Origin of the sequence: Streptomyces sp. NPDC005866 (assembly GCF_040629895.1) — a bacterium.
Classification (GTDB): Bacteria; Actinomycetota; Actinomycetes; order Streptomycetales; family Streptomycetaceae; genus Streptomyces.
The window spans coordinates 409272-434931 of record NZ_JBEXWP010000002.1; the positions used below are offsets into that span (position 1 = coordinate 409272).

The 25660-nt window shown below is 71.8% G+C and carries 22 protein-coding genes; 7 read left to right on the plus strand and 15 right to left on the minus strand.

From position 1 onward, the window contains the following. The 5 genes from ABZ396_RS04335 to ABZ396_RS04355 all read right to left on the minus strand — a co-directional run bounded on the left by ABZ396_RS04335 (position 1) and on the right by ABZ396_RS04355 (position 5498). Positions 1-942, minus strand: coding sequence for a sugar ABC transporter permease (locus ABZ396_RS04335; RefSeq protein ID WP_358920834.1), 942 nt, complete (start codon positions 940-942; stop codon positions 1-3). A gap of 2 nt (positions 943-944) precedes the next feature. Then, positions 945-2288, minus strand: a complete 1344-nt coding sequence (locus ABZ396_RS04340) for an ABC transporter substrate-binding protein (RefSeq protein WP_358920832.1) — start codon at positions 2286-2288, stop codon at positions 945-947. Positions 2289-2369: 81 nt separating this feature from the next. Then, positions 2370-3581: an ROK family transcriptional regulator gene (locus ABZ396_RS04345; protein ID WP_358920830.1), complete on the minus strand. Its 1212-nt coding sequence runs from the start codon at positions 3579-3581 to the stop codon at positions 2370-2372. A gap of 254 nt (positions 3582-3835) precedes the next feature. After that, on the minus strand, positions 3836-3979 hold the full coding sequence (locus tag ABZ396_RS04350) for a hypothetical protein (protein WP_358920828.1): 144 nt from the start codon (positions 3977-3979) through the stop codon (positions 3836-3838). A 415-nt stretch (positions 3980-4394) separates the two neighbouring features. Further along, on the minus strand, positions 4395-5498 hold the full coding sequence (locus ABZ396_RS04355) for a mechanosensitive ion channel family protein (protein ID WP_358920826.1): 1104 nt from the start codon (positions 5496-5498) through the stop codon (positions 4395-4397). A gap of 320 nt (positions 5499-5818) precedes the next feature. On the opposite strand from ABZ396_RS04355, the gene ABZ396_RS04360 reads away from it, so the two are divergent. Then, positions 5819-6355, plus strand: coding sequence for an HNH endonuclease (locus ABZ396_RS04360; RefSeq protein ID WP_093502957.1), 537 nt, complete (start codon positions 5819-5821; stop codon positions 6353-6355). Between the two features lie 36 nt (positions 6356-6391). Here the strand turns inward: ABZ396_RS04360 and ABZ396_RS04365 are convergent, their stop codons facing one another. The 5 genes from ABZ396_RS04365 to ABZ396_RS04385 are packed head-to-tail and all read right to left on the minus strand — an operon-like array spanning position 6392 to position 10569. Then, on the minus strand, positions 6392-7000 hold the full coding sequence (locus tag ABZ396_RS04365; RefSeq protein WP_358920824.1) for a hypothetical protein: 609 nt from the start codon (positions 6998-7000) through the stop codon (positions 6392-6394). Next, on the minus strand, positions 6997-8295 hold the full coding sequence (locus tag ABZ396_RS04370; RefSeq protein WP_358920822.1) for a hypothetical protein: 1299 nt from the start codon (positions 8293-8295) through the stop codon (positions 6997-6999). Before ABZ396_RS04370 ends, ABZ396_RS04365 begins: the two co-directional genes overlap by 4 nt. Next, positions 8292-9062, minus strand: a complete 771-nt coding sequence (locus ABZ396_RS04375; protein ID WP_358920820.1) for an ABC transporter ATP-binding protein — start codon at positions 9060-9062, stop codon at positions 8292-8294. Before ABZ396_RS04375 ends, ABZ396_RS04370 begins: the two co-directional genes overlap by 4 nt. Next, positions 9059-9991, minus strand: a complete 933-nt coding sequence (locus ABZ396_RS04380; protein ID WP_358920818.1) for a zf-HC2 domain-containing protein — start codon at positions 9989-9991, stop codon at positions 9059-9061. The genes ABZ396_RS04375 and ABZ396_RS04380 overlap by 4 nt, the downstream gene beginning before the upstream one ends. Continuing rightward, positions 9988-10569 carry an RNA polymerase sigma factor gene (locus ABZ396_RS04385; protein ID WP_358920816.1) on the minus strand — a complete coding sequence of 194 codons (582 nt, stop codon included), beginning with the start codon at positions 10567-10569 and terminating at the stop codon, positions 9988-9990. The genes ABZ396_RS04380 and ABZ396_RS04385 overlap by 4 nt, the downstream gene beginning before the upstream one ends. Positions 10570-10751: 182 nt before the next feature. Between ABZ396_RS04385 and ABZ396_RS04390 the strand changes: the two genes are divergently transcribed. The 3 genes from ABZ396_RS04390 to ABZ396_RS04400 all read left to right on the plus strand — a co-directional run bounded on the left by ABZ396_RS04390 (position 10752) and on the right by ABZ396_RS04400 (position 13475). After that, the gene (locus ABZ396_RS04390) at positions 10752-10937 is read left to right on the plus strand and encodes a hypothetical protein (protein WP_358920902.1); all 186 of its coding nucleotides are present in this window, start codon (positions 10752-10754) and stop codon (positions 10935-10937) included. Next, positions 10938-13079 carry a 4-alpha-glucanotransferase gene (malQ, locus tag ABZ396_RS04395; protein ID WP_358920814.1) on the plus strand — a complete coding sequence of 714 codons (2142 nt, stop codon included), beginning with the start codon at positions 10938-10940 and terminating at the stop codon, positions 13077-13079. It begins immediately after the preceding gene. A 129-nt stretch (positions 13080-13208) separates the two neighbouring features. After that, entirely contained in the window at positions 13209-13475 is a 267-nt protein-coding gene (locus ABZ396_RS04400; RefSeq protein ID WP_358920812.1) for a hypothetical protein, read from the plus strand. Positions 13476-13564: 89 nt separating this feature from the next. On the opposite strand, the gene ABZ396_RS04405 is transcribed toward ABZ396_RS04400, so the two are convergent. Next, on the minus strand, positions 13565-14164 hold the full coding sequence (locus ABZ396_RS04405) for a TetR family transcriptional regulator (protein WP_358920810.1): 600 nt from the start codon (positions 14162-14164) through the stop codon (positions 13565-13567). Positions 14165-14348: 184 nt separating this feature from the next. Here ABZ396_RS04405 and ABZ396_RS04410 point away from each other — a divergent pair, with 184 nt between their 5' ends. Continuing rightward, complete coding sequence (locus ABZ396_RS04410; RefSeq protein ID WP_358920808.1) at positions 14349-15878, plus strand: FAD-dependent monooxygenase; 1530 nt, start codon at positions 14349-14351, stop codon at positions 15876-15878. Between the two features lie 392 nt (positions 15879-16270). Here the strand turns inward: ABZ396_RS04410 and pepN are convergent, their stop codons facing one another. The 3 genes from pepN to ABZ396_RS04425 all read right to left on the minus strand — a co-directional run bounded on the left by pepN (position 16271) and on the right by ABZ396_RS04425 (position 20152). Continuing rightward, positions 16271-18844, minus strand: coding sequence for an aminopeptidase N (pepN, locus tag ABZ396_RS04415; protein ID WP_358920806.1), 2574 nt, complete (start codon positions 18842-18844; stop codon positions 16271-16273). Between the two features lie 115 nt (positions 18845-18959). Further along, a complete protein-coding gene (locus tag ABZ396_RS04420) occupies positions 18960-19139 on the minus strand; it encodes an SDR family oxidoreductase (protein WP_359183841.1) in 180 nt (59 codons plus the stop codon). Next, a complete protein-coding gene (locus tag ABZ396_RS04425; protein WP_358920804.1) occupies positions 19136-20152 on the minus strand; it encodes an aspartate-semialdehyde dehydrogenase in 1017 nt (338 codons plus the stop codon). The genes ABZ396_RS04420 and ABZ396_RS04425 overlap by 4 nt, the downstream gene beginning before the upstream one ends. Positions 20153-20451: 299 nt before the next feature. On the opposite strand from ABZ396_RS04425, the gene ABZ396_RS04430 reads away from it, so the two are divergent. Continuing rightward, entirely contained in the window at positions 20452-20976 is a 525-nt protein-coding gene (locus ABZ396_RS04430) for a sigma-70 family RNA polymerase sigma factor (RefSeq protein ID WP_358920802.1), read from the plus strand. Position 20977: 1 nt separating this feature from the next. Then, on the plus strand, positions 20978-21748 hold the full coding sequence (locus ABZ396_RS04435; RefSeq protein WP_358920800.1) for a hypothetical protein: 771 nt from the start codon (positions 20978-20980) through the stop codon (positions 21746-21748). A gap of 49 nt (positions 21749-21797) precedes the next feature. On the opposite strand, the gene ABZ396_RS04440 is transcribed toward ABZ396_RS04435, so the two are convergent. Beyond that, positions 21798-25082 carry a S8 family serine peptidase gene (locus tag ABZ396_RS04440; protein ID WP_358920798.1) on the minus strand — a complete coding sequence of 1095 codons (3285 nt, stop codon included), beginning with the start codon at positions 25080-25082 and terminating at the stop codon, positions 21798-21800. Positions 25083-25660: the final 578 nt, after the last annotated feature.

Sequence of the window (25660 nt, forward strand, 5' to 3'; positions counted from 1 at the left end):
TCAGTCACCTGCCTGGATGAGACCGCCCCGGCGCCGCATCAGAAACGCGGTGAACACCATGGACAGGGCGAAGAGGACAAGGGCGACGACACACGCGGAGCCGTAGTCGAAGCGCTGGAAACCGAGGTTGTAGACGAGCTGGGGGAGGGTGAGCGTCGACTTCTCCGGGTAGCCGGGCTCGAACTGGGTGCCCGCGCCCTGAATGACGCCCGAGGCGACCTTCCCGGCGATGAGTGGCTGCGTGTAGTACTGCATCGTCTGGATGACACCCGTGACGACGGCGAACATCACGATCGGCGAGATGTTCGGCAGCGTCACATAGCGGAAGCGCTGCCATGCGGACGCGCCGTCCAGCTCCGCCGCCTCGTACTGCTCCGCCGGTACGTCGAGCAGCGCGGCCATGAAGATGACCATCAGGTCGCCGACACCCCACAGCGCCAGCAGGGTCAGGGCCGGCTTGGACCAGGTGGGGTCGTTGAACCAGCCCGGGGCCGGGATGCCGACCTTCTCCAGGATCGAGTCGAGGGGTCCCGTACCGGGGTTGAGGAGAAAGGCGAAGGCCATGGTGGCCGCGACCGGCGGGGCCAGGTAGGGCAGATAGAAGAGGGTGCGGAAGACACCCGTACCCGTCTTGATCTTCGTGATGAGCATGCCGATGCCGAGGCCGAAGACGACCCGGAGCGAGACCATCACGACCACCAGCCACAGCGTGTTGCGCATCGCGGGCCAGAAGAAGGGATAGTGCTCGAAGACGTACGTCCAGTTCTTCGTACCGCTCCACGTCGCCGGTTTGAAACCGTCGTAGTGCATGAACGAGAAATAGACCGTCGAGATCAGCGGATACGCGAAGAAGACCGCGAAACCGATCAGCCAGGGCGACATGAAGGCGACCGTCCGAAGCGCCGACCTACGGCGCTTCGACGCCAATGTGATCGTGCTCATCGCTACTTCGCCTGCGCGATGTCCGTGTCGATCTGCACGGCCGCCTGCTTCAGGGCCGCCTTCAGGTCGGTGACCTTGCCGCTCTCGTAGTCATAGCCGAGCTGCTGGACGGTCGTCAGATACACACCGCCGTTGACGGAAGCGGGCGCCGTCGTGGAATCCGGGTTCGCGGCGATGTCCAGAAACGTCTTGAACCGCGGGTCGTACTTCAGTTTCGGCGACTTCAGGGCGGCCAGCGTGGACGGCACGTTGTGGATGGCGTTGGAGAAGTTCACCACCGCGTCCGTGTCGGTGCTGATGTACTTCACGAACTCCCAGGCCGCGTTCTGCTTCTTGCTGGTGGCGGCGACACCGGCGATGGTGCCGGTGATGTAGCCCTTGCCGTACTGGGCGGCCTGGTCGTCGGGGACCGGCATCGGGGCGACGCCTATGTCGAAGTTCGGCTTGGCGTCCAGGGCCATGCCGAGCCGCCACTCACCGTCGAGCTGCATGGCGACCTGGCCGGTCTGGAAGGGATGCTTGGGGCCCCACTCGTCGCCCAGCGTGGCGCGGAACTTCTCCAGCTTCTGGTAGCCGCCGAGTTCGCCGACGAGATCCTTCTGGACCGTGAAGGCAGCGGCGAAAGCCGGGTCCTTGGCGACGTTCGACTTGCCCTGGCTGTCGAAGTACGTCGGCGAGAACTGCCCGAGGTAGTGCTCGGTCGTGCTCTCCCAGCCGTGGTAGTTCGGCATGAAGCCGAGCTGCTTGAAGCTGTCGCCCTGAGCGATCGTCAACTTCTTCGCGTCCTCCCGGAATTCCGACCAGGTCTTCGGCGGGCCGGCGATACCGGCCTTCTTGAACGCCGACTTGTTGTAGTAGAGCCCGTACGCGTCCCCGAGCAGCGGTACCGAGCAGCGGTCGCCGTCGAACTGGGTGTACTCGTTCATCGCCTTCGGGAACGTCGTCTGCGGGTCGATGCCCGACTTCTTGAAGAAGGGGTTGAGGTCGACCAGCGCGCCGGAGTCGCAGAACTTGCCCACGCTGTTGGTGGTGAAGGACGAGATGACGTCCGGGGCCTTGTCACCGCCCGCGCGCAGCGCCTGGTTGATCTTGTCATCGGTCATGTTGCCGACGACGTTGACGTGGATGTTGGGGTGCGCCTTCTCGAAGCCGGCGATCAGCGCCGTGACGGCCTTGACCTCGCTCGGCGCGCTCCAGGCGTGCCAGAAGTTGATGGTGGTGTTCGCGGAGGCGTCGTCGGTGGCGCCGGAGGAGGACTGGCCGGTACAGGCAGTGAGAAGAGCGAGCGAACTGGTGAGGGCGGTCAGGGCAAAAGCCGTCTTTCGGGCAGCGAAGGGTATGGGCATGGCAAGGTCTCCCAGGGGCGGGCGGTGAGGGAAGGGGCCGGTGCGGGGGCTGAAGGGGGCCGGTGCGGGGTCTGGTGCGGGTCAGCGCGAGGTGTCGAAGACCTCGTCGCGGGTGGCCGCGAGCGCGCTCTCCAGTGCGCCGCGGAGCACGGGGTGTTCCTGGACGTCGCCGACGACGAGCCGCGGCCGGGCGGCCGCCAGCTCCTCCAGCTCGGCCTGGACCAGGGCGCGCAGCACCTCACCGCCGGAGGTCAGGACGGTGCCGCTGAGGACGACGAGTTCGGGGTCGAGAACGGAGACGAGGGCGGCGAGACCGGTGGCGAGCCGGGTCGCGAAGGTCTGCAGGAGTTCGTGGTGCGGCCCGCTGCCGTGATCGGCGGCGCGGGCGACGAGCGCGGCGGCGGCCTCGGCGTGCGACCCGGCCGGCAGGTCCTCGATGCCGAGCTCGCCGGCGAGCCTGGGCAGGGACTGGGAACCGGCGAGTTCCTGGTAACCGCCGCTGTTGGCCTTGGTGACCTGGCGGACCAGCGGGGTGCCCGGCACCGGTAGGAAGCCGACCTCGCCGGCACCGCCGGTCCAGCCGCGGTGCAGCCGGCCGCCGAGGACCAGGGCGGCGCCGAGGCCCTCCTCGTTCCACAGCAGCACGAAGTCGCCGTGGCCGCGGGCCGCGCCGAGCCGCTGTTCGGCGATCGCGACGAGGTTGACGTCGTTCTCGTACTCGACGGGCATCGGCAGCGCGGCGGCGAGGTCGTCGAGCAGCGCGGGGGAATGCCAGCCGGGCAGGTGCGAGGCGTAGCGCAGCCGGCCGGTGTTGGGGTCGAAGGCGCCGGGTGTGCCGATGACCAGCCGGTGGATGTCGTCCCGGGCCAGCCCGGCCGCCTTCACGGCACCGTCGAGGGCGTCGGTGACCTGCCGTACCACGGACTGGGCCGACCGCCGTCCCGGGGTGGGGAGTTCGTACTCGCCGACGGTACGGCCGGTGACGTCGGCGACGGCGGCCCGGATCCGGGCCGGGTTGACGTCGAGCCCGGCGGCGTGGGCGGCGGCCGGATTGACCGAGTACAGCTGGGCGTTGGGGCCCGGCCGGCCCTCGCTCGTCCCGGTCGCGAGGACCAGCCCGGCCGCCTCCAGGCGCGCCAGCAGCTGGGAGGCGGTCGGCTTGGAGAGGCCGGTGAGCTTGCCGATCCGGGTACGCGACAGCGGGCCGTGCTCCAGCAGCAGGTCAAGTGCGGCGCGGTCGTTCATGGCGCGCAGCACGCGCGGGGTGCCCGGCGTACCGGCGGTTCCTGCCATGCGGTTCGACACCTGCCCTTCCAGCCGCTCAGTTTCCCAGTGACCTGGGCGATCGGTCCACCCGGGCGACTCATCCGGATCGCTCACCCGTTGATCACTGTTAGGAAAGTTTCCTGTTGGCTGGAAAACGTAGGCCGCCGGAAGGAGAGCGTCAATAGCCCGCCGACGCGGCAATGCACTCGTTACCTGGGCCCGGACAGCGAAGGGCCCGCCCGGAAGGCCGGGCGGGCCCTGGGGTGAGGCGGCCGAAGGGGCTACTTCACCTTGGTGTAGTCACCCGTGGCCGTCGCGGCGGCGGTGGTCGCCGTACCGGCGAAGACATAGCGGTAGTAGCCGCTCTTCGACGCCTTCACCGTGGTGGACAGGGCGCCGTTCGTGCCGGAGGTGATCCCCTTCACGTTCGTGTACGCCTTGCTGCCCTCGGCGCGGAACTGCAGGACGGCCTTCTGCCCCCTGTGGCCCGTGTACGCGGCGGCGTCCCAGTCCGCGCGGGTCGGCTTGGACAGCGAGCTTGAAGGAGCCGGCGTTGTGCTGGTTGTTCGGTTGCGGCGGCGCGATGACCGTCCCCTTGACGTACTCGGTTCGAATCGGCGCTGCCGACGCCTCCTCGATCGCGATCAACCGGTCAAGGGGTCCTGCTTCGTCATGTCGGTCTCCATGATCGGCTCGGCGCTCATCCCTGGTTCTCCTCGTTGCGCTGATGCCAGGCCAAGCCCGTGCTGGGTGCCCCGACGGAACAATGGGGCACCCCTGACGCCGCACGGCGTCGGAATGCCCCACCGTTCACTCGAACGTGTGTGCTGACCCGTTCCGCTACTTTCCTGCCGCCGTCGGCCGCTGCGGAGTGATCGGGGTGGCCGCTGCCACCTGCGGGGAGTCCGTGTTGGAGAACACCGACGGCGCGGCCACGGTCGCGGTCGGGTCCGTGAGGCCGTCCTCCGAGAGCGCGGTCGGGACACCGCCGACGATCCGGATGTTCGCGTCATCGAAGGCCCGCTTGATCCGCCAGCGCAGCTCGCGCTCCACGGTCAGCGCCTTGCCCGGCATGGTCTTGGCGGAGAGGCGGACCACCATCGAGTCGATGAGGACGGAGTCCAGGCCGAGGATCTGGATCGGGCCCCACAGCAGCTCGTTCCAGGGCCCCTCCTTGGCCATCTTCTCGGTGACCTCGTCGAGGGTGGCCCGGACCCGGTCCAGGTCCTCGCTGGGCCGGACGGTGACATCGACACCGGCGGTGGCCCAGCCCTGCGAGAGGTTGCCGATTCGCTTGACCTCGCCGTTGCGCACGTACCAGATCTCGCCGTTGTCGCCGCGCAGCTTGGTCACCCGCAGGCCGACCTCGATCACCTCGCCGGAGGCGACCCCCGCGTCGATCGTGTCACCGACGCCGTACTGGTCCTCCAGGATCATGAACACGCCGGACAGGAAGTCCGTGACCAGGTTGCGGGCGCCGAAGCCGATCGCCACACCGGCGACACCGGCCGAGGCCAGCAGCGGCGCGAGGTTGATCTGGAAGGCGGACAGCACCGTCAGCGCGGCCGTGCCCAGGATCACGAAGCTCGCCATCGACCGCAGCACGGACCCGATCGCGTGCGAGCGCTGCCGCCGCCGCTCGGCGTTGACCAGCAGCCCGCCGAGGGTCGTGCCCTCCGCCGACTCGGCCGTCCGGTTCATACGGTCGATGAGCTTCGTTAGCGCCCGCAGCACGACCGTTCTGAGGACGACCGCGATCACCAGGATCAGCAGCACCTTCAGACCTGTCGCCAGCCACGTCGACCAGTTCTGCTCCACCCAGCTCGCCGCGTTCGTCGCGCTCTGCTGGGCGTCCTGGAGCGTGGGCACCGCCGGGGTCGACGAGTCCGAGGGGGTTGGCGACGGTGACGAACCGGCGGCCGGCAGGACGGCGGGCAAGGACACGGCGGGTACCTCCAGGCGGTGCGGTACTGCCCTCCGACACGGCGTTCAAGGTCACGGGAAGGTCACCGGACGGGCAGGATCACCACACTAACGGGGCAATGTGTGTGTGCCCGGCCGATACGAGAAGGAGAGACCGTGCTCACTCCCGATTGAACAGGCCCGCTTGGACACGGGGGTATCCGGGGGATGAATGCGGTGTGGTCCAAAACACTCCCAGCCCGTTACGCGGACATGGTGGCGCGTCCACCAGGCAAGAGGGGAGACTGGCCACAGATCGTCCCGGCGCGAGCCACGCGCCGCCGACGCCCAAGGAGGCCCCAGTGCCGCATGTCCTGGTCCTGAACGCGTCGTACGAGCCGCTCGGCGTCGTACCGCTCCGCCGCGCGCTCATCCTCGTCCTGGAGAACAAGGCTGTCGCCTTGGAGGAATCCGGCGCCTATATGCACAGCGCAACCGTCACAGTCCCCGCACCCAGCGTGGTCCGGCTCAAGCGATTCGTACGGGTTCCCTACCGGGGGCCCGTTCCTCTCACTCGGAGGGCGCTCTTCGCGCGTGACGGGGGCCGGTGCATGTACTGCGGTGGCGTCGCAACCAGCGTCGACCACGTCATCCCGCGCAGTCGCGGGGGTCAGCACGTCTGGGACAACGTGGTGGCGTCGTGCCGCCGCTGCAACCACGTCAAGGCCGACCGCCATCTCTTCGAGATCGGCTGGCGGCTGCGGCACAAACCAGCCCCGCCCACCGGTCTGGCCTGGCGCATCATCGGGACCGGCCATAGGGACCCGCGCTGGCTGCCGTACTTGCAGCCGTACGGCGCGGACGACGCCCTGGCCCGGATCGACGGCATATCCGCCTGACGACCCGGGCTTTCGCATACCCCGTGGCTGCCCGGATCAGCCACGGGGCCCTTGCGCACGCGCGCCGCGTACGACGTACAGCGCGCCGCCCACCGCGAACGCGCCCAGCGCCGCCGCCCACGCGCCCGGCTGCGCACCCGGTTGCACGGGCCACGCCCACACCGTCGCCGCGCTTCCGCGCGCCCCCACCGAGCCCAGGTACACGGCACTGACGTAACCGAAGGGCGGCAACCAGCTCAGCCGGGCGCCGAGCAGCACCGCCGCCGCGGCCGTCACCCCGGTACAGCCCAGCGTGTTGCGGATCACGGCCGGCGGCCCGAAGGTCTCCGGATGCCCCAGCACCGCCAGCGGCAGCAGCACGGCCGCGAGCGCGGTGAGCCCGGCCAGCTGCGCCAGCCGGCGCGGCCACCACGGTCGTACGGCCGTACGGTCCAGCTCGTCGGAGGGCGAGTACAGGCTCACCCCGATCACCGCGGCCGCCAGCAGCGGGGCCAGCGCGACGACCGGGACCCGGCGGTCGGGGTCCAGACAGCTGTCCAGGCGGGCCGCCGCCCAGACGGCGAAGACGGTCGTCCCGGCGAGCGCGGCCAGGGTGGCCGGGAGCGTGCGTGAGCGGACGTAGAGCAGGGGACCGGCGGTCGTCACAGGGCCGGCACCCCGCTCGGGTCGCAGCCGGCCCGGCCCGCGAAGTACGCCGACAGCCAGGCCCGGCGCTCCCGCGCACCCATCGCCGCGAGACGGTTCCGGGCCGCCCGGCGCGCGGCCGCCTCGGCGCGGGGGGCCAGGTCGTCGAAGTGCCGCCGGGAGGGGAGGGGCGCGAGGTAGTTCTCGACGGCGTCGTCGGCCCTGAGGATCCGCTTGTCCGGCGACGCCTCTGGACAGTCACCGCGCAGCACCAGCGTCCCCACGGCCTCCCGCGCGAAGTCGTCCGGATCGGTCAGCCGTCCCCGCACGAACGACCAGCCGAGCGGCGTCAGCGAAGGCAGCTGTGCCTCGCCCGCGCGCGGCCCGCCGTAGCGGTCCGCCCAGCGCACCGGCAGATTCCGTACGCCCCTCAGCTTGCCGGTGACGCCCGACAGCGCCTCGGTGAGCTGCGGGAGCGCACCCGCGTACCGGGCGTTCGCACACACCGCCGGGGTGACGGACGTGTCGCACACCTGCCGGTGGACGAGCGGGTCGGTGCGCCACAGCCCGTCCCCGGTCTGTGCGAGCAGCGCGGCCGCGGCCGTCGCGGCGGCCAGCGGCAGCAGGGCCGTCCATCGGCGCCGGGCCGCGTAGGCCAGCACGGCCGCCCCCGTCAGGCCGCCCGCCCAGACCGCCATCGCCAGCGGCTGCCACCACACCGGCACCGAGGTCTCCATGACCGCGAGCGCCGGGTCGAGGTACCGCCCGGACCCCGAGAGCGCCACCGCCGGCACGCCCAGCCCCACATACCCGGCCACGGCCAGCAGCGGAGCCGCGAGCCGCGAGGGCACGGCCCGCCCGACCACCTGGCCGGCCAGCACCGCGGCCCCCGACACGAACGCGTCGGTGGGCACCAGGGCCGGCCGCGGGCCGTGCCCCAGGGCGTACGGCCAGGTCGCGAGCAGCGCCAGCCCCGCCGCGCCCGCGTACCCGGCGGCCACCCAGAGCGCCATCGGCAGCGCCGACACCAGGAACCGGGCCAGCGGCGGCCGTACGACCGTCCCCCACAGCTCCTCCGTACGGCGCCGCCGCTCCCGCCCGCCCTGCCAGCAGCCCGCCGCCGCGGCCGCCGGAACGGTGATCAGCATGGTGTTGTGCAGCCGCTCGGCCGTCTCCGCCCAGCCGCCCTGCCATCCGTCGGCCGACGCGGCGAGCACCACGCCCAGGGTCAGCAGCACGGTGAGCCCGGCCCAGGGGGCGAAGCCCCGGCGCGCCTCCGTGAGCAGCGGGGTTCTCGCCCCTGCCATGACGCTCATCGCGACGCCTCCTGGGTGCCGTGGGTGCGGTGGGCGCGCAGGGCCGCCGTGTAGCCGCGCTCGATCGGATGGTCGCCGGGGCCGTCGGACGCCGCGCCGAGGGCGGCCAGCGCATCGGGGGTGCCCCGGTAGGCGACCCGGCCCGCGTCCAGGAGGGTGACCTCCGTGCAGGCCGCCGCCACGTCCTCCACCAGGTGGGTGCAGACGACCACGGTCGCCGAGGCGCCCAGCTCGCGCAGCAACTCCCGGAACTCCACCCGCTGTTCGGGATCCAGCCCCGCGGTCGGCTCGTCCAGCAGCAGGACCCGCGGCTCGTTGACGACGGCCTGGGCGATGCCGACCCGGCGGACCATGCCCCCCGACAGCGTCCGGATCTTCGCGTCGGCCCGGTCGGCGAGCCCGACCCGGGCCACCGCCCGCTCCACGGCGGCCGGGACGCCGGCGGCCGGCATCTCCTTCAGCCAGGCCACATACGCCACGAACTCGCGCACGGTGAACCCCGGGTAGTAGCCGAACTCCTGCGGCAGATAGCCCAGCCGGGCGCGGACCTCGCCGAGGGCGCGATGCCCGGCGGTGTCCCGGCCGAGCAGCTCCACCCGGCCCGCGGACGGCCTGGCGACCGTGGCCAGCACCCTGATCAGCGAGGTCTTGCCGGCGCCGTTCGGGCCCAGCAGCCCGTGCACCCCCGTGCCGAGGGCGAGGTCGACGGAGTCAAGGGCGACGGTCCTGCGGTGCCGGACGCGCAGGCCGGTCACTCGTATGCTCAACGGCTCTCCAAGTGGTGGTAGGCGCCACGGCGGGCCACCAGCAGCACGGCGCACACCACGGCGGCCGCGGCCCAGCCGGCCTGGGTGCCGTCGAAGCGGGCCGACAGCTGTCCGGCCAGCCGTGCCGTGAACGGGCCGCCGTGCGCGGCGACCGCAGGGACGAGGACGACGGCCAGCCAGCCGCCCCCGGTCACCGCGGTCGCGGTGCGGCAGCCGACGAACGACGCGAACGCCAGTGAGCCGAGCGTCAGCGCCAGCCCGGGCAGCAGCCAGGCGGCGGAGCCGGGCGCGCCCGAGGCGGGCAGCGCGGCGCCGACGAGGGTCAGCAGCGGCAGGCTCACGGTGAGGACGCCGGCCGTACGGACGAGCGCCAGACGCAGACCGCCCGAGGGGGTGGCCGCGGTGATCTCGTGCAGGGGGTCGGCGTGCGGGCCGTAGGAGAGGGCCACGCCTGCCACGGGCACGACCGGGGCGATGGTGAGCAGGAGGGTGCGGGCGGCTTCGTAGCCGGCGGCGCGGTTCAGCAGTACGGCACCGAGGCCGACCGCGAGGAGGGCGAGGAGCCAGCTGCCTCGTAGGGCCGGCCCCAGGGACCAGAGGGCGGGCCGCAGGCGGAGGGTTCGCTGCCGGCCGGTGGGGGCCGGTCGCGCCCACGCGGCGGAGCCGCATACTTCAGAGCCGTACATGTCAGGGCCGTACACGTCAGAGGCCTGTGCCCCTTGGGGGCGGGTCGTGGCCTGCGCCAGCACCGAGTCCCGGACTTCCGCCAGCACCGCTCCCGCCGCCGTGTTCCGCACCGCCGCCGACACCCGGGCCGCGCAGCCGGTGCAGTGCTCCATGTGCTTCTCCAGCGACCACGCGTCCGCCTCCGGCAGCGAGCCGTCGGCATAGCGGGCCGCCAGCTGGGTCGAGGCGTGCCAGGTCGTCATGCCGGGCCTCCCATCGGCGAAGGGCTCAACTGGGCCAGGGCGGCACGGAGTTCGGCCCGTGCCCGGAGCGCGCGGGACTTGACCGTGCCCTCCGGTATGCCGAGCAGCCGCGCGGTCTCCCGGGTGCTCAGGCCGTCCACGACCGTCGCCCGCAGCACCTCGCGGAGTTCGGGGGAGAGCCGGTCCAGGGCGGTGCCCACATCGCCGTACTCCAGCCCCGCGAGCACCCGGTCCTCCGCGGAGGGCGCGACGACGGGAGCGGGCAGGGGCTGCACCCGCGCGGCCCGTTCCTGCACCCGCCGGGCGTCCACCAGCCGGCGGGCCGCGATCGTCCACAGCCAGCCGCCGGCCTCCTGCCCGCGATGCCCGGCCGCCGACCGCCACACCGTGACGAACGTGTCCTGGAGCACCTCCCGCACCACCTCCGGGTCGGCGCAGCGCCGGGTCAGCCGCGCGTGCAGCCAGCCCGCGTGCCGGTCGTACAGGACCGACAGCGCCGAGCCGTCGCCGGCCGCTACGGCCCGCAGCAGCGCCGCGTCCCCGCCGGCCGTCTCGTCGTTCTCCCGGTGGCCCCCCATGGGGCGGAAGAGTCTCACACCGTCTTTATCGATCACCTGGACCCGGTCGGTTCGCACGACGGGGGGACGGCCGTGGGGAGTGCCCTCGCCCCGATGGGGTAGGGCTGCCGTAACCCGGTATACGACGCCGTACCCGACGTAGTGACAAGGAGGCCACCGTGGCCGCAACGGTTCATCATCCGATCCCGGCCCAGTTCAAACCCCCGGTCGAGACCGAGGAGGAGCCCCGTCTGTGGGTGTTCAGCGCCGAGACCGTCCACGCGGAGGCGCCGCTGACCAGTGAACCGCCCCTGCCCGACGCCGAGCCCCTCACCAGCGAACCGCCGCTCGCCGACGCGGCCCCGCTCACCAGCGAGCCGGGGTTGTAGATGAGCGAAGCCCTCGACGCTCCTCTCGACGGGGAGCTGTCCCGGCTGGCGGAGCTGCACGGCGTCGCCACCTCCTACAGCCCGTCCCCGGACCGTACGGTCGCGGCCTCCGCCGGCGCCGTGACCGCCGCACTGGCCGCCCTGGGCGTCGACGCGAGCGGCCCCGAGGCCGTCCGCACCGCCCTCGCCGACCGGGAGCGGGAACTCGCCGAACGACTGCTGCCGCCCACGATCGTCCACTGGGCCGGCTCCGGCGACCTCGCCCTCGACCTGCCCGCCGGCACCCGGCTGGAGGTGCGCACGGAGGACGGGGAGACCCGGGACGACGTCCGGGGACTGCCGACGGGCGTGCATCTGCTGACCGCCGCCGCGCCCGACGGCCGTAGCACCCGCGCCCACCTGATCGTCGCCCCCGACCGGCTGCCCACCCCCGCCGGCCGCTCCTACGGACTCCTCGTCCAGCTGTACTCGCTTCTCTCCCGCCGCTCCTGGGGCATGGGCGACCTCGGTGACCTCGCCGAACTGGCCGACTGGGCCGGACGCACGGCCGGGGCCGGATTCGTCCAGGTCAACCCGTTGCACGCGGCTGTGCCCGGCCCCCCGACCGACCCCTCCCCGTACCGCCCCTCCTCCCGCCGCTTCCCCGACCCGGTGCATCTGCGGCTGGAGTCCGTCCCCGAGCACGTCCCGGATCCCGCGCTCGCGGAACGCGCCGGACGCCTGCGCGCCGCCGTCCTCGACCGGGGCGCCCACATCGACCGGGACGCGGTGTGGGAGCTGAAGCGGGAGGCGCTGGAGGCGCTGGCCGCCGTACCGCTCAACCCCGCACGGCAGGCCGACTACGACGCCTTCCTCGCCGAACAGGGTGAGGCCCTGGAGGATCACGCCACCTGGTACGCGCTCGCCGAGCGGCACGGCTCCGACTGGCACCGGTGGCCCGAGGCCCTGCGCGACCCCCGCTCACCGGAGACCGCCCGCGCCCGCGCCGGGCTGAGCGACCGCGTCGCCTTCCACTCCCGGCTCGCCTGGCTCACCGACACCCAGCTCACCGCCGCCCAGCACACCGCCCGCGAGGCCGGGATGCCGGTCGGGATCGTGCACGACCTCGCCGTCGGCGTGCACCCCCAGGGCGCGGACGCCTGGGCGCAGCGCGCGTTCTTCGCCGCCGGGATGTCCGTCGGCGCCCCGCCCGACGCCTTCAACGCCCGCGGCCAGGACTGGGGCCTGCCGCCCTGGCGCCCCGATCGCCTCGCCGCCTCCGGCCACGCCCCCTACCGCCAGCTCCTGCGCGCCCTCTTCCGCTACGCCGGCGCCCTGCGCATCGACCATGTGATGGGCCTGTTCCGGCTGTGGTGGGTGCCGGAGGGCCGGCCGCCCACGGAGGGCACCTACGTCCGCTACGACGCAGAGGCCCTGCTGGCCTTGCTGGCCCTGGAGGCGACCCGGGCGGGAGCTGTGGTGATCGGGGAGGACCTCGGGACCGTGGAGCCCGGGGTGCGCGAGACGCTTCAGCGACACGGGGTGCTCGGGACGTCGGTGCTCTGGTTCGAACGGGACTGGGACGGTGACGGCCTGCCGCTCCCCCCGGAGAGCTGGCGCGCCGACTGCCTCGCCACCGCCACCACCCACGACCTGCCGCCCACCGCCGCCCGCCTCACCGGCGAGCACGTCGAACTCCGCGACCGGCTGGGCCTGTTGACCCGCCCGGTGGGCGAGGAGCGGGCGGACGCGGCGGCCGACACAGCCGAGTGGCTGGCGCTGCTGACGCGCCTGGGCCTGCTCGCCGCGTCCGACGCGGGCGACGAGGAGGCCGAGATCCGGGCCGTCCACCGCTTCCTGCTCCGCACCCCGGCCCGCATGATCGGCGTCTGGCTCCCCGACGGCGTCGGCGACCGCCGCCCCCAGAACCTCCCCGGCACCTGGGACCAGTACCCCAACTGGCGCCTGCCGATCGCGGACGCGACGGGCCGACCGGTGACACTGGAGGAGCTGATGACGTCAGGGAGGGTCCGGGCACTCCTGGAGGCTCTGCGATCAGACAACCCGCCCGGCCCCGGCCCCGGCCCCGACGCCGAGGACGACGCCGAGGACGACGACCGGCCGGTATCAGTCTCCGGCCCGCCCGGCCCGTCCGGCGTTTGAGGACGAGGCCGGTCACGCCGGAGCGGGGGTTCGCGGGCGGCGGCCCCCGGGACGGTCACCGCAGCGTGCAGGCCTCGTACAGGTACCCCGGGCGCGCGCCCCTCAAGTCGGCCCGCTAACTTTGGCAACGTGGACAAGAAGAACGCCCTGCGCGCCGGCGCCCTGGCTGCCGGTACGACGCTGATGATGCTGCTCATGTCGTCCCCTGCCCTCGCGCTCACGCGTGACGACGGTGACGACCCCGGCAAGGGCCTGAGCGTCATCGAGACGCTGGGCCTCTACGTCCTGACCCCGCTCGTGCTGTTCGGGGTCATCGCGGGCCTGGTGATGGTGCTGGACAAGTCCAAGATCCGGGTCACCAAGCCGGTCTCGACGAAGGCTAAGGCGAAGGCCTGACCTCCGCTTCTCCACCGAGGGCGCCGGTCGCCTTCCGTACGTGCCGTGACGGGACGTACGGGAGCTGACCGGCGCCCTCGGCGCGTCGCTCAGGGGCTCGGCGCGGTCAGATACCGCTGCAGGGTCGGCCCGAGCCACGCCAGGATCTCCTCGGGCGCCAGCGCCGCGACCGGCGGCAGCCGCAGCACGTAACGGGTGAGTGCGAGCCCCATCAGCTGCGCCGCGCACAGCCCCGCCCGCGTCTGTACCTGCTCGGGGTCGGGGCACACCCGCCGGGTCACCGGTACCACCTGCTCCCGGAAGATGCCCTGCAGGCGCTCGGCCCCCGCCTTGTTGGTGACGCCGACCCGCAGCATCGCGGTGAGCTCCTCGTTCGTCTCCCAGACAGCCAGGAAGTGGGCCACCAGTGCCCGCCCGACCTCGGTGCGCGGCACCTGGGACATGTCGGGCATCCGCAGGTCGAGCGCGACGGCCGCCGCGAACAGGCCGTCCTTGTTGCCGAAGTAGCGCATCACCATGGAGGGGTCGATATGCGCGTCCTTGGCGATGGCGCGGATGGTGGCTCGTTCGTAGCCGTCGGTGGCGAAGCGCTCGCGGGCGGCGGTCAGGATGGCGGAGCGGCTGGCGTCGGAGCGGCGCGCCGCCAAGCCGTTCGTGGGCTCTGTGCTTCCACTGGGGGTGCCGGTCATGCCAACGAGCGTAGGCCAACATTTGTGGGCCAACAAGTGTTGGCCCACAGCTGTGGGCCAACAGGTGTTGACTCTCGCGGTCGACCCGTCCTACGCTTGCCAACAAGCGTTGACCAACAAGTGTTGGCCAACACCCGTAGGTCCACAATCGTTGGCCACGAGCGTCGGCACCCAGGAGGCCCTGATGAACGGCACGACTGGCACCACTGGCACCGCCGGAAACGCGGGCGCTGAAAACACGGCCGCCGCAACCGCGGAGACCCCCGCCGCGACCAGCCCCGCCGGCCCCACCCCCCAGGCCCCCCGCGTGATCGTCGTCGGCTCCGGCCCCACCGGTCTCCTCCTGGCCGGTGACCTCGCCGCCGCCGGCATCCCGGTCACCCTCCTGGAGAAGCGGCCCCACAAGACCAGCAACCTCTCCCGCGCCTTCGTCCTGCACGCCCGCGCCCTGGAGCAGCTCGACGCCCGCGCCCTCGCCGACGACCTGGAGGCCGTCGGCCGGCCCCTCACCCGGCTCAACCTCTTCGACGGGCTCACCCTCGACCTCGGTACCCTCCCCTCCCGTTTCCAGCACGTGCTCGTCCTCCCGCAGTACGAGGTCGAGAAGGTGCTGGAGCGCCGCGCGGTCGAGGCGGGCGTCGACTTCCGCTACGAGTCCGAGGTGGCCGGACTGACCCAGGACGCCGAGGGGGTCACCGTTCACGTCAAGGGCGCCGAGGACCTGCGCGCCGCGTACGCGGTCGGCACCGACGGTATGCGCAGTGCCGTGCGGGAGGCGGTCGGGCTGCCGTTCCCGGGAAGGTCGGCCATCCGGTCCGTCGTCCTCGCCGACGTGCTGCTCGCCGAGAAGCCCGAGACGCTGATCACGGCCGCCGCGGTCGGTGACGCGTTCGCCTTCCTCGCGCCCTTCGGCGACGGCTACTACCGCGTCATCTGCTGGCACCGCGGCCGCGACGTCCCCGACCACGAGCCGGTGGACCTCGACGAGGTCAAGGAGATCACCCGGCTGGCCATGGGCCGGGACTACGGGATGCACGACGCCCGCTGGATGTCCCGTTTCCACAGCGACGAGCGGCAGGCGCCCAGCTACCGGGTCGGCCGGGTCTTCCTGGCCGGCGACGCGGCGCACGTACACACCCCGGCCGGCGGCCAGGGCCTGAACACCGGACTGCAGGACGCGGCCAACCTGAGCTGGAAGCTCACCGCCGTCCTGCACGGCCACGCCACCCCCGACCTGCTCGACACCTACCAGGCCGAACGCCACCCCGTCGGCAGGTCGGTCCTGCGCAGCAGCGGCGCGCTCGTGCGCCTGGCGATGGCCAAGGGCTGGCAGTTGCCCGTGCGTGCCGCGCTCATCACCGCCCTCGACCATCTCGCCCCCGTCCGCCAGAGGATCGTGGGCCAGATCACCGGCGTCGGCTACAGGTACCCGGCCCCGAGGGGCGCCCACCGCCTCACCGGCGCCCGTGTCCCCGACCTCGCCCTGGCCGGTGGCGGCCGTCTCCACGAGGCCCTGCGCGGCGGCCGGTTCGTCCTGGTCACCCCGGGTTCGTACGACGCGGGCGAGGCACGCGCGGACCGGCTGGCGGTGGTGAACTGGGCGAGCGACCGCGGTACGACGCTGCTGGTGCGCCCCGACGGATACGCGGCCTGGGCCGCCGAGGGAGCCGGCCCGGCGGACATCGAGGCGGCGCTGGCGACGCACGTCGGCTGAACGGTCACCGCCCGGCCTCCCAGCACGACGACACCGGCGGCGATGGTCAGGACGATGCGTCGGGACATGCCGAGTTCTCCGTAGCTGTCGGACCGCCTCGGGCGGTCTCTGAAGCGAGGCCGGCGCGCTCGACCGCGCCGCCACACCGACGCTCGCAACGCACGGGCACCCGGGACCTGAGCACGGATACTCAACCCCGCCTGGGTGATGACACACCGTCACCCAAACCCGCTAAACCCGCTAAACCCGCTAAACCCGCCAAACCCGCCAAGCCCGCCGAGCCGGCCGGGCCCGCCGGGCACCTCCGCGGACTGCGCGCATGACGAAGGGGCGCCCGGTGCCGCACCGGGCGCCCCTTCCTCGTAGCGTCGGCTACCGCCTCGTACCGTCGGCTACCGTGCCGCGGCGTCCGCCGCCTGGGCCTTCAGCGCACGCTCGACGCCCGCGCGGGACTCCGAGACGAGGCGGGCGAGGGCCGCGCTCGGCTGGGCCGCGGCCAGCCAGGTGCCCGTCTTCGTGACGGTCTCCTCGGAGACCTGGAGGGACGGGTAGAGGCCGATCGCGATCTGCTGGGCGATCTCGTGGGAGCGGGAGTCCCACACCGACTTCAGGACCTCGAAGTACCTGTCCGTGTAAGGCGCCAGCAGCTCACGCTGGTCGGTCTGGACGAAGCCGTTGATCACCGCCTCCTGTACGGCGTTCGGCAGCTTGTCGGACTCGATGACCGACGCCCACGCCTCCGCCTTCGCCTCCTCCGTCGGACGGGCCGCCCGCGCGGTGGCCGCGTGGCGTTCGCCGGCCGCCGTCCGGTCGCGGTCGTACTCGCCCGCGATCTCCGCCTCGTCGAACCGGCCGACCGCCGCCAGCCGCTCCACGAACGCCCAGCGCAGGTCGGTGTCGACGGCCAGGCCCTCGATGGTCTGGGTGCCGTCCAGGAGGCCTTCGAGCAGATCCAGCTGCTCCGGGGTGCGGGCGGTCGCCGCGAACGCGCGGGCCCAGGCCAGCTGGTGGTCGCTCGCCGGCGTGGCCGACCGCAGATGGGCCAGCGTGGCGTCGGTCCAGCGGGTGAGCAGGGCCTCGCGGGCGGTCGGGTCGGCGTACAGCTCGACGGCCAGCTTCACCTGGCGGTGCAGCGACTGCACGACACCGATGTCCGACTCCTTGCCGATGCCGGCCAGCACGAGGGACAGGTACTCGCGGGCGGGCAGCTCGGCGTCGCGGGTCATGTCCCAGGCCGACGCCCAGGACAGCGCGCGGGGCAGGGAGGACTCGAAGTCACCCAGGTGGTCCGTCACGAAGCGCAGCGACTGCTCGTCCAGGCGGACCTTCGCGTACGACAGATCGTCGTCGTTGAGCAGGAACACCGCCGGACGGCGGCGGCCGGCCAGCTGCGGTACGGCGGTCAGCCCCCCGTCCACGTCCAGCTCGATCCGGTCGGTGCGGACCAGCTTGCCGCTCGCCTCGTCCATGTCGTAGAGGCCGATCGCGATGCGGTGGGGACGGAGGGTGGGCTCGCCCTTGGCGCCGGCCGGCAGCGCCGGGGCCTCCTGGCGGATGGCGAAGGAGGTGACGACACCGTCGGCGTCCGTCTCGACCTCCGGGCGCAGCACGTTGATGCCGGCCGTCTCCAGCCACTTCTTCGACCAGGTGCTCAGGTCACGCCCGGAGGTCTCCTCAAGGGCGCCCAGCAGGTCGGACAGGCGCGTGTTGCCGTACGCGTGCCGCTTGAAGTACGCCTGCACGCCCTTGAAGAACTCGTCCATGCCGACGTAGGCGACGAGCTGCTTCAGGACGGACGCGCCCTTGGCGTACGTGATGCCGTCGAAGTTGACGAGGACGTCGTCCAGGTCGCGGATCTCGGCCATGATCGGGTGGGTGGAGGGCAGCTGGTCCTGCCGGTACGCCCAGGTCTTCATGGAGTTGGCGAACGTCGTCCACGAGTGCGGCCAGCGCGAGCCGGGCGCGTACGCCTGGCAGGCGATGGAGGTGTAGGTGGCGAACGACTCGTTCAGCCACAGGTCGTTCCACCACTCCATGGTGACCAGGTCGCCGAACCACATGTGGGCCAGCTCGTGCAGGATGGTCTCGGCCCGCGTCTCGTACGCCGCGTCCGTCACCTTGGACCGGAAGACGTACTGGTCGCGGATGGTCACCGCGCCCGCGTTCTCCATCGCGCCCGCATTGAACTCCGGCACGAACAGCTGGTCGTACTTCTTGAACGGGTAGGCGTAGTCGAACTTCTCCTGGAACCAGTCGAAGCCCTGCCGGGTCACCTCGAAGATCGCGTCCGAGTCGAGGAACTCGGCGAGCGAGGGACGGCAGTAGATACCCAGCGGCACGCTCTGCCCGTCCTTCTCGTACACGCTGTGCACGGAGTGGTACGGGCCGACGATCAGCGCGGTGATGTACGACGAGATGCGCGGCGTCGGCTCGAAGACCCAGACGTCGTCCTTGGGCTCGGGCGTCGGCGAGTTCGAGACGACCGTCCAGCCGGCCGGCGCCTTCACGGTGAACTGGAAGGTCGCCTTCAGGTCCGGCTGCTCGAAGGAGGCGAAGACCCGGCGGGCGTCCGGCACCTCGAACTGGGTGTACAGGTAGGCCTGCTCGTCGACCGGGTCGACGAACCGGTGCAGGCCCTCACCCGTGTTGGTGTACGCGCAGTCGGCCACGACGCGCAGCACGTTACGGCCCTCCAGCAGGCCCCGCAGCGCGATCCGGGAGTCCTCGAAGACCTCGGCGGGGTCGAGCGGATCACCGTTCAGGGTGACCTCGTGGACCGTCGGGGCCACCAGGTCGATGAAGGACTCGGCGCCGCTTTCGGCGACGTCGAAGCGCACCGTGGTCACGGACCGGTAGGTACCGCCCTCCTGCGCGCCGGAGAGGTCGAGATCGATCTCGTACGAGTCAACGGTGAGCAGCTTCGCCCGCTGCTGCGCCTCTTCGCGAGTCAGGTTTGTGCCAGGCACGCGGTCATCTCCTCGATATGTGTGGGTTGCGCCATCCTTCCACGGCCGCATGGCCGCGGGCGACGAGGGAAAACCCCACAGATCCTCTGGTCGGGTGTCAGGCGCGCCAGGGGCGTCAGGCGGCCGTCGTGCCGCCGTCGACCGGCATCGCCGCGCCGGTGACGAAGGACGAGCGGTCGCTGCACAGCCACAGCGCGGCCTCGGCGACCTCTGCGGGTCCGGCCATCCGCTTCTGGAGCGTCTCACCCTCGAACCGCTCCCGCAGCTCCGGCAGTCGTGTGCCGGCCGGCGTCAGCCCGTGAGCTCCGCCGCCACCAGCTCCGCGATCTGCACGGCGTTCAGCGCGGCACCCTTGCGGAGGTTGTCGTTGGAGATGAACAGGGCCAGGCCGTGCTCGACCGTCTCGTCGCGGCGGATCCGGCCGACGAACGACGGGTCCTTGCCGGCCGCCTGCAGCGGGGTCGGGATGTCGGACAGCTCGACGCCGGGGGCGTCCGCGAGCAGCTCGGTCGCGCGCTTCGGGCTGATCGGGCGGGCGAACCGGGCGTTGACCTGGAGGGAGTGCCCGGAGAACACCGGGACGCGGACGCAGGTGCCGGAGACCTTCAGCTCGGGCAGTTCCAGGATCTTGCGGGACTCGTTGCGCAGCTTCTGCTCCTCGTCGGTCTCGTTGAGACCGTCGTCGACGAGGTTGCCGGCGAAGGGGAGGACGTTGAAGGCGATGGGACGCTTGTAGACGCCGGGCTCCGGGAAGTCGACGGCCTCGCCGTCGTGGGTGAGCTTGTCGGCATCGGCGACGACCTTCTGCGCCTGGCCGTGCAGCTCGGCGACGCCCGCGAGGCCGGAGCCGGACACCGCCTGGTAGGTGGCGACGATCAGCGCCTCGAGCCCGGCCTCCCGGTCCAGCACCTTCAGGACCGGCATCGCGGCCATCGTGGTGCAGTTCGGGTTGGCGATGATGCCCTTGGGGCGGTCGGCGATCGCGTGCGGGTTCACCTCGGAGACGACCAGCGGGACCTCGGGGTCCTTGCGCCAGGCGGAGGAGTTGTCGATGACGACGGCGCCCTGGGCGGCGACCTGCTCCGCGAGCGCCTTGGAGGTGGCCCCGCCCGCCGAGAACAGCACGATGTCCAGGCCGGTGTAGTCGGCGGTCGCCGCGTCCTCCACGGTCACTCCGTCCAGCACCGTCCCGGCGGAGCGGGCCGAGGCGAACAGACGCAGCTCGTCGATCGGGAAGTCGCGCTCCGTGAGGATCCTGCGCATGACCGTGCCGACCTGACCGGTGGCTCCGACGATTCCGACCCTCACGGTGACTCCCTCTGCGTACGTTGACGTGTGTCTGCGGCCTTTCCATCATGCGGCCGACCCGGGTCAGCCTGTCCAATTCTTTGGCCGCCATACCCGCCGGCCGGACCTCCCGGCCCGTGGAACTCCCGCCGGTACCCACGCTGAGCTGCAGAAATTACCTCGCCGTGGCCTTCGTACCGCAAGCTGTGCTGCGTGGCGCGCCGGTGTGACGTACGCCTCGGAAAAGATTTCCGGGGGGCCGTCCGAACGTTTCCGGGGGCTGCGGCGTCGTAGGAGAAACGCGGTGAGGGGGGTGGGTTGTGCTGCGCAGAAAGGCCCGCCGCGCCCAGGGGGAGCACGGCGATCCCCTGGACGCGGACCAGGAGCGCCGGGTGCGGGCGGTGCTCGCGCTGGGCGGCGTACCGCAGGCGGACCTGCTGGACGGGGTACAGCAGGTCCGCCTGCGGCTGCTGGAGCGGGCCGCGAGCGGCCGGGAGGCGCCTCGGGACGTCTCGGCGTGGGCGGCGGTGGTCGCCTCCAACCTCGCCATGGACTGGCACCGCGCCAAGCGCCGCCAGGAACGCCTCGGCGAGCGGCTGGCCGCCCTGCGCCAGCACGACCACGCCTCCGGCGAGGACAGCAGCGTGCTCTCCGTCGCCGTCGCCCGCGGCCTGGACGAACTGCCGGACGCCCAGCGCCAGGTCCTCGTCCTGCGCTTCTACGCCGACCTGCCGGTGCGTGGCATAGCCGAGGAACTCGGCATCCCCGAGGGCACGGTCAAGAGCCGGCTGCACACGGCGGTACGGGCCCTGCGCGTCCGCCTGCACGAGGACGAGGTGGTGTGAGATGACCGCCGAACACGACGACTACGACGGCCACGACGACTACGACGGCCGGGGTGAGGACCTCGGCCGGGGTGAGGACATGGACGCCCTGTTGGCCGTCCTCATGGACGAACGGCTCTCCGACGGGCAGCGCGCCGACCCCGCCTTCATGGCCGAGCACCGGGCCGCCACCGCCGACGTGGCGCTCCTGCGCGAGCAGTTCGGGATCATCGGCGACGCCCTCGCCGAGCCCCGCCCGCGGCCGGCGCCCCGCCCGGTCCGGCGCCCCAGGCCCTGGCGGCATCCGGGCGTCCGCACCGTCGGCCTCGCCGGTGCCCTCGCGGCCGCGTTCGCCTCGGCCGTGCTCGGTATCGGCTGGCTCGCGGCGAACGGCGGCTCGGATGCCATGTCGGGAGACGCCAGTGCTGACAAAGCCGCCGGCAGCGCGTCGAACCAGGAGTCCGCCGACGGGCCCGGCTACCTCGCCTGCGCCCGGCTGGTCGTCGAGGGCACGGTGACCGGGGTGCGGCAGCTCCCGCACTCCACCCGGGAACGCGTCACCCTGCGCGTGACCCGCGCCTACAAACCGGCCACCACCGCCAAGGAGGTGGAGGTCCTCTTCGAGTCCGACGCCGACACCCGGATCAGCGCGGGCGCCCGCCTCCTCGTCGGTATCACGCGTGGGCAGCAGGAGCCCGACCGGTACGCGGTCGGCGAGGCGGACATCGCCGCGGAGCGGGCCTGGATCGTCCGCGACCTGCCCGAGTCGCGCACCACGACCTGCCACGGATAAGGGGCGGGCGCCCCGCAGGACGCCCGCCCCAGCACCGGATCTGTTATCGCTACTGCGTGACCTTCTCGATCTTCACGCTGCCGACGCCCGCGACCGTGCCGCGTGCGTTGGCCAGCTGGACCCGGCCGAAGAACTCACGCCCCTCGGGGGCCGCCGCGGCCGCCGTGATCTGGCCGGTCACCGTGGCCGAGGCGCCCGTGCCGAGCTTGACCGGCGTCGAGTCGTCGACCGTGACGCTGCCGAGCGCCGCGGAGAAGAAGACGTCCCGGTAGTCGTAGTCGGTGGAGCCCGACGGGACCGAGTAGCCGACGACCTCGATGGTGTACGTGCCGGCGGCCGGGGAGGCGATGGACACCGACTCCTCCGAGTCGCCGTCGGCGGACTGCGCGACCTGCTTGCCGGACGCGTCGTACACGGTCAGGTCGAGGTCGGCCGCCGTGTCGGAGACGTTGCCGATGGCCACGTCCAGCGACTTCGCGCCCTCGGGCACGGTCACCGTCGTGGTCTGGGTCTCGCCCTCCTTGATCGACGGACGAGCCGTCTTCGAGGAGCCGAGCGGACCGCCGACCAGCTTGCCGTCGAGGGCGGCGAACTTGTTCGTCACCTTCCAGGAGGCGGTGACCGGGGTGCCGACCTTGGCCTCGGGCACGGTCACGGTCTCCGGGTCGAAGGCTGCGCCGAGCACGGCGACGCCCAGCTGGTACGGGTTGTCGAGCAGCGGCGAGGTGCGGCGCGCCTCGACCTCGATCTCCCAGACACCGGCCTGCGGGTCGGCGTACGAACGCACGTCCGGCTTGCAGCCGTTGCCGTTGAGGTAGTTGTTGTAGCAGTACGGGGTGCCGGTGTTGTCGACCGGAACGCCGTACGGGTGGATGGCGATGAACCGTGTCTGGCTCTTGTCGGCCAGCCCGCTCATCGCGACCTCAAGGGACTTGGCGCCTTCCGGCACGGTCACGAAGTACGACGTCGAGCTGTTGCGCTGCACCGAATCCGCGGCGGAGTAGGTGTAGTTGACGGGGGTGGAGACCACGACCGTCGTCAGGATCTGCTTGTCGACGCCCTCGGTCTTCGGGTCGTCGACTTCGAGGATCGCCGACTTGATGCCCGAACTCTTCGGCCTGGCCTGCACCGTGACCGTCACCGGCTGGTTCAGCGGCAGCGTCACCTCGTCCGAGCCGACGATCGTGAAGGTGTGCCCGGCGTTGTTCTGGAAGTGCAGCTCGTGCCGGATCGCCTTGTCCGCGCCGGAGGTCCGGGTGATCGTGACGTCGTACGTCTTCTTCTGCCCGGCCTTCAGGCCGCCCTCACGGTCGTACAGGCCCGTGCCGTAGCCCGGGGTCTTCAGCGCGTAGTCGATCGCGGTGTCGACGGGCGCCTTCACCGTGTAGGCGTGCGCGGTGGCGTGGTCGCGGATGGACTCCCACGCGTCGACGATGTTGATCCGGCCCGCGCCCTCCTCGTACGCCTGCACATCCTTGATGTGGTCGGCCGTCGAGGTGAGGGCCGTGCGCAGGTCGGCGGGGGAGAGGGCGATGCCCTTCTGCTTTGCGGCGCTCAGCAGGAGCGCCGAGGCACCCGTCGCCTGCGGGGACGCCATCGAGGTGCCCTGGAGCATGGAGTAGCCGGCCGGCAGCGAGTAGCCCGCCTCGGCGACCGGGGAGCCCGGCAGCCAGGTCTGGGTGGAGTTGATCGCGGCGCCGGGCGCGACCAGGGTCGGCGTGAAGCCGCCGTCCTCACGCGGGCCGCGCGAGGAGAACGGCAGCAGCTGGTACTTCGTCGTCACCTGGGAGCCGTAGTTGGCGGCCCAGGTCTCCTTGGAGATGGCCGCGCCGACCGAGATGACCTTGTCGGCGAGACCGGGGTCGCCGATGGTGTTCGCACCCGGGCCGGAGTTGCCCGCGGAGATCACGAGCTGCACGCCGTAGGTGTCGATGAGCCGCGTGTACAGCTCGGCGCGCGCGTTGTTGCCGTCGTTCAGCGCCGGCAGGCCGCCGATCGACATGTTGACGATGTCGACGCCCCGGGTGGCGACCAGGTCGATCATGCCCTCGGTGAGGGCGACGTTGGTGCAGCCGCCGCTCCAGGTGCAGGCCCGGGAGGAGACGAGCTTCGCGCCGGGGGCGGCGCCGTTCATCTTGCCGCCGAACAGGCCGTTGGCGGCGGTGATACCGGCGACGTGGGTGCCGTGCTCGGACTCGATGACGCCGATGTTGACGAAGTCGGCCTTCGCGCCGGACGAGTTGTAGACGACGTCCTTGCGGATCTCCACGACGAACGGCTGCCGCTCGACGACGTCGGTCGCCGGGTTGTCGGTACCGAAGTAGCCGATCTGGTAGCCGTCCTTGTACGGCTTCATCGGCGTGTCGTCGGAGAAGTCGTTGTTGTTGTTCAGGTCGACGGTGACCGTGCCGGCCGCCGGGTCGTAGAGCACGCCCCAGCTGTCGGTGGTGTCCCCGTCCCGGTTGGCGTCACCGGCCGCGTCGCCACCCGCGGTGTACGACTCCTTGAAGGTGCTGATCTGGTACGACCCGGCGGGCGCCGTCCAGCTCTTGCCTCCGTAGCCGAAGCTCGGCCCGGACACGGCGGTGACCATCGGCCGCCAGGTCTGGTCGCCGTCGTTGACCGGGTCGGTCGAGGTCACCCAGTCGACGATCTTCCGCTCGCCCGTGGTGGTCTTCTGCAACGCCGGGTGGCCGAGGTCGACACCGGAGTCCAGGATGCCGATGGTGATGCCCCGGCCGTCCGCCTTCGGGTGGTCCTTGACGAAGTCGACGGCGCCCGTCTCGAAGGAGGGGTTGTACGGGTTCTCGGCGGGGGTGTTCTTGTCCGGCGCCGAGTAAGTGGCCTTGGCGGCCTTGGCGTTGGAGTCGCTCGCCGTCGGGTCGTCGAGCTGGATCTCCTGGCGCAGGTCGATCGCGTGCACCGAGGTCAGCTTCGCGGCGGCGGCGATCGCCGATTCCGCCCGGCCCGTGGGGACGGTGGCGCGGACATAGCCGAGCTTGTCGTACGTACGGCCCACCGAGCCGCCCTTGACGCCGTCCAGCTCCTGGGCGACCTGCTCGGTCTGTCCCGGTGCGGTCGCGATCATCATCGTGACGTTCTTGGTGCCGTCGGCCTTGGCCTCGGCGAGCAGTTCGGCGTCGTCCGAACCGAGCTTGTCATGGGCCGACTTGACCCCCGGGCCGGCGGTGGCGGCGGAGGAGGCGGGCGCCGCGGCGGTGGCCAGGGATATCGGCGCGGCGGCGGAGAGCGCGGCCACGACACCGACGGCGACGGCTATCCGGCCCAGGCGTCTGTGGCCCGGTATCGGGTCGTGCTGGGGGCTGAGGGTCATCTGCATCCCTTGTAGGTAAAGGAACGTGCCTGGAACGACCGGACATGGTCATGTCCGGCGTGTAGGCGCACAGCTTTCCCCAAAGGAACGGTCTTTTGGGAACGTTGACCGAATCGATATGAACGGATGGGGAAAACCCCTCGTCCTGGTCCGGTCCCGGAGCGGAAGTGCCGGTGTCTGCCCAGCCCTTGGCGCTGCGAGGCGTCCAAGGAAGCCGGTCGCGCATCCGCGTACCGGCCTCCTTGGCGTGCAGTGCCTGCGCCTTTTGGCGCGAGCGCCCGCTGCGAGGGGCGCGGGGGAAGCGGCCCGCCTCATTGGCACGCCCCGAACGGTCTTGGGCGCACTGGCGTCCGGTTTCGCGTCGCGGGCGGAGACACGGATCCTGTCCGTGGTCCGAGCCGGGGGGCGGAGTCCCTCACGACCTGGCCTGTGGGCGCGGCCAGAGGCGACGGGGCGGCCCTGAACCATCTCGCTGGTGGAGCAGGGGCACCGCCCGCTGGCACCGCAGTCGCCTACGGCGTGACCTTCTCGATCTGCACGCTGCCGGTGCCCGCGACCGTGCCGCGGACGGCGGAGAA

Bases quoted from the DNA above. Each gene is read 5' to 3' on its own strand.
- ABZ396_RS04335 (WP_358920834.1), bottom strand. From the start codon at position 942: ATGAGCACGATCACATTGGCGTCGAAGCGCCGTAGGTCGGCGCTTCGG.
- ABZ396_RS04340 (WP_358920832.1), bottom strand. From the start codon at position 2,288: ATGCCCATACCCTTCGCTGCCCGAAAGACGGCTTTTGCCCTGACCGCC.
- ABZ396_RS04345 (WP_358920830.1), bottom strand. From the start codon at position 3,581: ATGGCAGGAACCGCCGGTACGCCGGGCACCCCGCGCGTGCTGCGCGCC.
- ABZ396_RS04370 (WP_358920822.1), bottom strand. From the start codon at position 8,295: ATGAGCGTCATGGCAGGGGCGAGAACCCCGCTGCTCACGGAGGCGCGC.
- ABZ396_RS04380 (WP_358920818.1), bottom strand. From the start codon at position 9,991: ATGACGACCTGGCACGCCTCGACCCAGCTGGCGGCCCGCTATGCCGAC.
- ABZ396_RS04385 (WP_358920816.1), bottom strand. From the start codon at position 10,569: ATGGGGGGCCACCGGGAGAACGACGAGACGGCCGGCGGGGACGCGGCG.
- malQ (WP_358920814.1), top strand. From the start codon at position 10,938: ATGAGCGAAGCCCTCGACGCTCCTCTCGACGGGGAGCTGTCCCGGCTG.
- ABZ396_RS04405 (WP_358920810.1), bottom strand. From the start codon at position 14,164: ATGACCGGCACCCCCAGTGGAAGCACAGAGCCCACGAACGGCTTGGCG.
- ABZ396_RS04410 (WP_358920808.1), top strand. From the start codon at position 14,349: ATGAACGGCACGACTGGCACCACTGGCACCGCCGGAAACGCGGGCGCT.
- ABZ396_RS04435 (WP_358920800.1), top strand. From the start codon at position 20,978: ATGACCGCCGAACACGACGACTACGACGGCCACGACGACTACGACGGC.
- ABZ396_RS04440 (WP_358920798.1), bottom strand. From the start codon at position 25,082: ATGACCCTCAGCCCCCAGCACGACCCGATACCGGGCCACAGACGCCTG.